The sequence below is a fragment of the Deferribacterota bacterium genome, from assembly GCA_034189185.1.
Lineage (GTDB): Bacteria > Chrysiogenota > Deferribacteres > Deferribacterales > UBA228 > UBA228.
In genome coordinates this window covers 1-5,911 of sequence record JAXHVM010000114.1, presented here as the reverse complement: position 1 = coordinate 5,911, position 5,911 = coordinate 1, and the positions used below count along the sequence as shown (strand labels likewise).

The 5,911-nt window shown below is 35.5% G+C and carries 5 protein-coding genes; all 5 read left to right on the top strand.

The window, feature by feature from the left end; genetic code table 11:
* On the top strand, positions 1–770 hold a 770-nt coding region (locus SVN78_07820), incomplete at its 5' end, for a formate dehydrogenase subunit alpha (GenBank protein MDY6821511.1).
* Positions 771–785: 15 nt separating this feature from the next.
* Complete coding sequence (fdh3B, locus tag SVN78_07815; GenBank protein ID MDY6821510.1) at positions 786–1,373, top strand: formate dehydrogenase FDH3 subunit beta; 588 nt, start codon at positions 786–788, stop codon at positions 1,371–1,373.
* A gap of 84 nt (positions 1,374–1,457) precedes the next feature.
* Positions 1,458–2,354 carry a formate dehydrogenase subunit gamma gene (locus SVN78_07810; GenBank protein MDY6821509.1) on the top strand — a complete coding sequence of 299 codons (897 nt, stop codon included), beginning with the start codon at positions 1,458–1,460 and terminating at the stop codon, positions 2,352–2,354.
* 102 nt (positions 2,355–2,456) lie between these two features.
* Positions 2,457–3,254, top strand: a complete 798-nt coding sequence (fdhD, locus tag SVN78_07805; protein MDY6821508.1) for a formate dehydrogenase accessory sulfurtransferase FdhD — start codon at positions 2,457–2,459, stop codon at positions 3,252–3,254.
* 149 nt (positions 3,255–3,403) lie between these two features.
* Positions 3,404–5,545, top strand: coding sequence for a glycogen debranching protein GlgX (gene glgX / locus SVN78_07800; protein MDY6821507.1), 2,142 nt, complete (start codon positions 3,404–3,406; stop codon positions 5,543–5,545).
* The last annotated feature ends 366 nt before the right edge of the window (positions 5,546–5,911 follow it).

Below are 5,911 nucleotides of genomic sequence, written 5' to 3'. Positions count from 1 at the left end.
ATCCTGATGGTAAAAAAGAGAATCTGCTTGCCGCTAAAGGCGTTACGATGCCAGAAAGTGAAGCTGATGGCGGATATCCTGAATTTTCAGATGTAATAAAAGGCACTGACTGGAAAACCGATTTAAGTCAGAAAACAATTAAATATGCCCTTGATAAGGGTATGGCACCTTTCGGCAATGCAAGGGCTAGGTGCTATGCTTGGAATTTCCCAGATCCTGTGCCGATTCATAGAGAGCCACTGCACTCACCAAAACCTGAGCTGATTAAAAAATATCCAACATACGATGATAAACCAGATCATTACCGGGTATTTACAAAGTTTAAAAGCGAGCAAAAACTCGACTGGTATAAAGAATTTCCTTTTATTCTTACCACAGGACGCATAGTTGAATATATGGGTGGAGGTGCTGAAACACGGAGTAATAAATATCTGGCCGAACTTCAACCTGAGATGTATGCTGAGGTTAACATCAGAACAGCAAATGATTATGGGTTGAGAGATGGTGATATGATATGGATAGAGTCTCCTAATGGCGGCAAAATTAAAGTTAAAGCAAAAATTTCTGACAGGGTTAATCCTGCCACAATTTTTCTGCCCTTTCACTTCGGTGGCTTTTTTATGGGGGATTCCTGGGCTAATAAATATCCCGAAGGAACTAAACCATATGCTCTTGGCGAAGCTGCTAATGTGGCAACTAATTACGGTTATGATATTATAACCCAGATGCAAGAGACTAAAACAGGTCTCTGTAAAATCATTAAAGCGTAGCTTTAGGAGGAAATTATGGCACGTATGAGATTTTTATGTGACGTAGAAAGGTGTATAGATTGTGGTGGCTGCTCGATAGCATGTAAAGAAGGACATAACGTTCCTGTTGGTATTAGTAGGCGCAGAGTTATTACTATAAATGAAGGTAAACCGGGAGAAAAAAGTATTTCTGTTGCATGCATGCATTGCTCAGATGCTCCGTGCATAGCAGTTTGCCCAGTTGATGCCCTCTATCAGAGAGATGATGGGATAGTTCTTGTAAACAAAGATATATGTATTGGCTGTGGTTATTGTTTTTTTGCTTGCCCCTTTGGTGCACCTCAATTTCCTGAAGGAAACAGTTTTGGAGCAAGGGGTGTTATGGATAAATGCACGTTCTGCGCTGGAGGTCCAGATGAAAATTTTAGCGATAGAGAAATGAAACTATACGGTCAAAATAGAATAGCCGAAGGTAAAGTTCCTTTATGTGCAGGGATGTGTTCAACAAAAGCTCTTTTGGCTGGCGACGGGGATAAAGTAGCTGATATTTACAGGGAAAGGGTATTTAAACGTGGCTCAGAAGTAAATGCATGGGGTTGGTCAAGGGCTTATTCTAAAGAATGAAAAAGCAGTGTGAAAATAACATTACAATGATTTTTTCATTTTGAAATTTTGTGCTCTGAAACATTTAAAAAGGAGCGTAAGGGTATGAAAAAGTTAATTATTGGTTTTATTTTGTTTTTTTTCATAATTACTACCACCGGGATAGCTACAGAAAGTAAGAAACCTCAGATTATCCGTTCTTATGGAGCAATTTCATCCTCTGAATACTATAAAGATATTAATAAAGTTTATACCGGTGACTGGCAAAAATATGGACAAACTTTTACAATTTTACAAGAGAAATATTTTAAAAACATTTATTCTTTAATAATTATAGCCACACCTCTGGCTTTTCTGCTTCATTTTTTAGTATTCGGTGCGTTCAAATTTGCACATAGTGATGAAAAAATACCATGGTATAGTCTTTTAGAAAGGGTAATCCACTGGATAGCTGCAGTAACTTTTGTGGTTATGCTTTTATCGGGGCTTAGTATTATCTACGGAAGCCTTTTTGGCGGTGGAACTTTCGTTAGATTTTTACGATATACTCATGGTATTATTGCCGTAGTTTTCACTATTGATGCTTTAATTCTTTTTATCTTATGGGTTAAAAATGCTATACCTAAAATTTACGATATAAAATGGTTTCTTGTCATGGGTGGATATCTGAGTAAATCCCAAAAAATTATAAAGGCAGATAAGTTTAATGCTGGCCAAAAGGTATGGTTTTGGCTTGCAACAATCGGTGGAATTGTTATGGCTGTTACTGGTTATACTATGTATTTTTTTGCGGGAACAACAGATATGCTGCGAATTTCTGCAATAATACATATTTTTCTTGGTGTGGCACTACTTGCCATGTTTATCGTGCATATATACATGAGTGTATTTGCAATTAAGGGCTCTCTCAAAAGCATGCTTTACGGGTATAAAGATGCTGAAGAGGTAAAAGTTCTTCATAGTGCGCATTATAAAAAGCTTAGAAATGAAAAATATATATAACTAACCAATGTCTTGTTTAACAAGTATTTTATATCAAATTTACATTATTCATGTAATGTATGAAATTAATGATATAAATCTAATAGGTTTAATAAATTATATATGAATACAGGAATTACAAAAGCGCAATTGAAATTATCAAAAAAATTAGTTACTCACTGTAAAACAATTAGATATGACGGCGCATTTTCTGAAGATGAATCCTTTGTTGTCAAAGAGATAAGACATAAAATTCATATAAATGGAGAGCTTTTTGCATCTGCTATGCTTATTCCTGATCAGCAAAAGGAATTTACCTATGGCTTCTTATTTACTTCTGGGATAATAAATGGTGTAGACGATGTTGTTAATTATAGAATATGCGAAAATTACAATATATATGTTTACCTAAAAGATCCAAGACCCCTTGCTACCAAATACACTTGGACCATTACATCAGGCTGTGGCAACGGTAAAATTTTGGATAAAACATATGATGATATCAAAACAATTGATTCAGTATTTAAAATTAGTGCAGCCGATATTTTATATCATTTTAAGGTTATGGAAAAAGAATCTGATTTATATAGTGCAACTAGATGTGCCCATAAGGCTTATTTCGTAAATACTGAAGGGGAGGTTATTACATCAGATGATATAGGAAGGCATAATACAATAGATAAAATTATAGGTTATATTCTTTTAAACATCTTATCAAGTGATGGTGTTTTGATTTCAACTGGGAGATTAACCTCAGAAATGATACTGAAATGTATTCGTGCAAAGATTCCAATCGTTGTTTCACGCACAGCACCATCCAAGTTTGGAATAGATTTAGCTAAAAAATCAAACATGACACTAGTCGGATTAACTAATAGAAATAGTTTTACAATATTCCATGATCCTGGAAGAATTAGATGAACTTTAATTTGTTACAAAACTATTAATGGCAACAATTTTCATAAATTAGTTTTTTATACATCTATCTTTTAAACAATTAAACAATTTTAATTGTAAAATAAATTTATTTAAAATATAATTTAAAATTAATTAATATATAGGATAAAAAAATGAAGAATAAAAGGACAACAAAAAAATGTGATGTTTGGCGAGGAAAACCTTATCCATTAGGTGCAACATGGAATGGAATGGGTGTAAACTTTGCTCTTTTTAGCGAACATGCTGAAAAGGTTGAGCTGTGTTTATTTGATAACTATGGGCAGAAAGAAATTGAGCGCATACAAATGCCAGAACAAACAGATCAAATATGGCATGCTTACCTTCCAGAGATACGACCTGGTCAAATCTATGGCTATAGGGTATATGGCCCATACAAACCTAATGAAGGTTTTAGATTCAATCCAAACAAACTTCTTTTAGATCCTTATGCTAAATCAATTGTTGGTGAGCTAAAATGGGACAATTCTCACTTCGGTTATAATATGGATGACCCAGATGAAGACATCTCCTTTGATGAGAAAGATAACGCTCTCTTCATGCCAAAAAGCTGCGTTATTGAACAGGCTTTTACATGGGAGCTAGATCAAAAACTTAATATTCCCTGGCATGAAACAGTTATTTATGAGATGCATGTAAAGGGCTTTTCTAAGCTTAATGCAGAGCTTCCAGAAAGCCTTCGCGGAACCTATGCTGGCCTTGGTAGTGAGCCTTCCATTACTTACTTAAAGAAGCTGGGTATAACAGCAATTGAGCTTATGCCAATTCACAGTTTTGTAGATGATTATTATCTTGTTGAAAAAGGGCTTAGAAATTACTGGGGTTACAACTCTATTGGCTTTTTTGCACCAGATATGCGCTATAGTGCAACAGGGGAGATCTCTGAGTTTAAGACAATGGTTAAGGCTCTTCATGCTGCAGGTATTGAGATCATACTTGACGTAGTCTATAATCACACAGCTGAGGGAAACCACCTTGGACCAACGTTTTGTTTTAAAGGAATAGATAACACATCCTACTATAAACTCATTGACGATAATCCCAGATACTATATGGATTATACGGGTTGTGGTAATTCCCTAAACATGGACAATCCGAGGGTTTTACAGCTTATTATGGACAGCCTTCGTTATTGGATTCTAGATATGCATGTAGATGGCTTTAGATTCGATTTAGCCGCAACCTTGGCTAGGGAGCTGCACGAAGTAAATAGATTGGGAAGTTTTTTTGATATTATCTGCCAAGATCCTATTATTTCTCAGGTTAAACTAATCGCTGAGCCTTGGGATTTAGGTGAGGGTGGCTATCAGGTAGGAAACTTTCCACCAGGGTGGGCAGAATGGAATGATAAATATAGAGATTGTATACGTAAATATTGGAAAGGTGATGGTGACCTTATTGGCGAGCTTGCCTATAGGATAACAGGTTCATCTGATTTATACGCCCTTTCAGGAAGGCATCCCGTTGCCTCAATTAACTTTATAACAGCGCACGACGGTTTTACCTTAAATGATCTTGTTAGCTACAATGAAAAACATAATGAGGCCAATCAAGAGGATAACAAAGATGGTACAGATAATAATTTGAGCTGGAACTGCGGTGCTGAAGGAAAAACAGACGACCCTGAAATATTAAAGCTCAGGGCTCGCCAGAAAAAGAATTTTCTTGCTACACTTTTTCTCTCTCAGGGAGTGCCTATGTTACTCATGGGAGATGAGGTTAATCGCACACAGGAAGGAAACAATAATGCTTACTGTCAGGATAATGAACTTACTTGGATGCACTGGGATTTTAAACTAGAAGATAAAAAACTACTAAAGTTTGTAAGAGATATAATATCCTTTCGCAAGGCTCATCCTATCCTCCACCGAATACACTTTTTTCAAGGACGCAAAATCCAGGGAACAGATATTAAAGACATTCTTTGGCTTAACCCTTCGGGAGAAGAAATGAGCACAGAAGAATGGCAACAAGCATTCGCACGTTGTCTTGGTATCTTCTTAGCAGGGTCAGATCTAACGGAAACTGACGAGAAGGGGAGACCCCTTTCAGATGATCATCTTTTAATTCTTTTAAATGCTCATTATGAACTAATTCCATTTAAAATACCATCACTTTTGAATAATGGTAGCTGGGAAGTAGTTTTTGATACCTTCGATGACAAACGAAAAGGATGCAGATATGACCCCGACAAAGAATATCCTTTAGAAAGCAGGTCTTTAGTAGTTTTATTAAATCCAAGGACAGAAGAATAGGGAGGCAGAATATAAAAAATCTCTATGTTTAAATACAGCCTACAATTTGTTATGTTAGCATAATGAAATTTATAATTTATGTAGTTGGTTTGTAAAATTATTAAAATTGTATATAACATATATAGTATATTAATATCTAGTGAATAATTATATGCCTATGCATGATAAATTTATCTCTTATTTAAAAGGTTTTCCTGGAGTCAGTTTCCATACATATTGTGAAGTAGCTAATGATTTTTTAAGCAAAACAAAAACAACATAGAGCTTTAAAAATAATGAAAAACATAGCTATCATAGGATTAGGCGGTACTATTGCAATGATGAAAGATGATACTGGGCTTGCAAGACCTGCTCTAGATTCGGAAA

Excerpts from the sequence above, each read along its gene's own strand:
- fdh3B (MDY6821510.1), top strand. The coding sequence starts at position 786 with ATGGCACGTATGAGATTTTTATGTGACGTAGAAAGGTGTATAGATTGT.
- SVN78_07810 (MDY6821509.1), top strand. The coding sequence starts at position 1,458 with ATGAAAAAGTTAATTATTGGTTTTATTTTGTTTTTTTTCATAATTACT.
- fdhD (MDY6821508.1), top strand. The coding sequence starts at position 2,457 with ATGAATACAGGAATTACAAAAGCGCAATTGAAATTATCAAAAAAATTA.
- glgX (MDY6821507.1), top strand. The coding sequence starts at position 3,404 with ATGAAGAATAAAAGGACAACAAAAAAATGTGATGTTTGGCGAGGAAAA.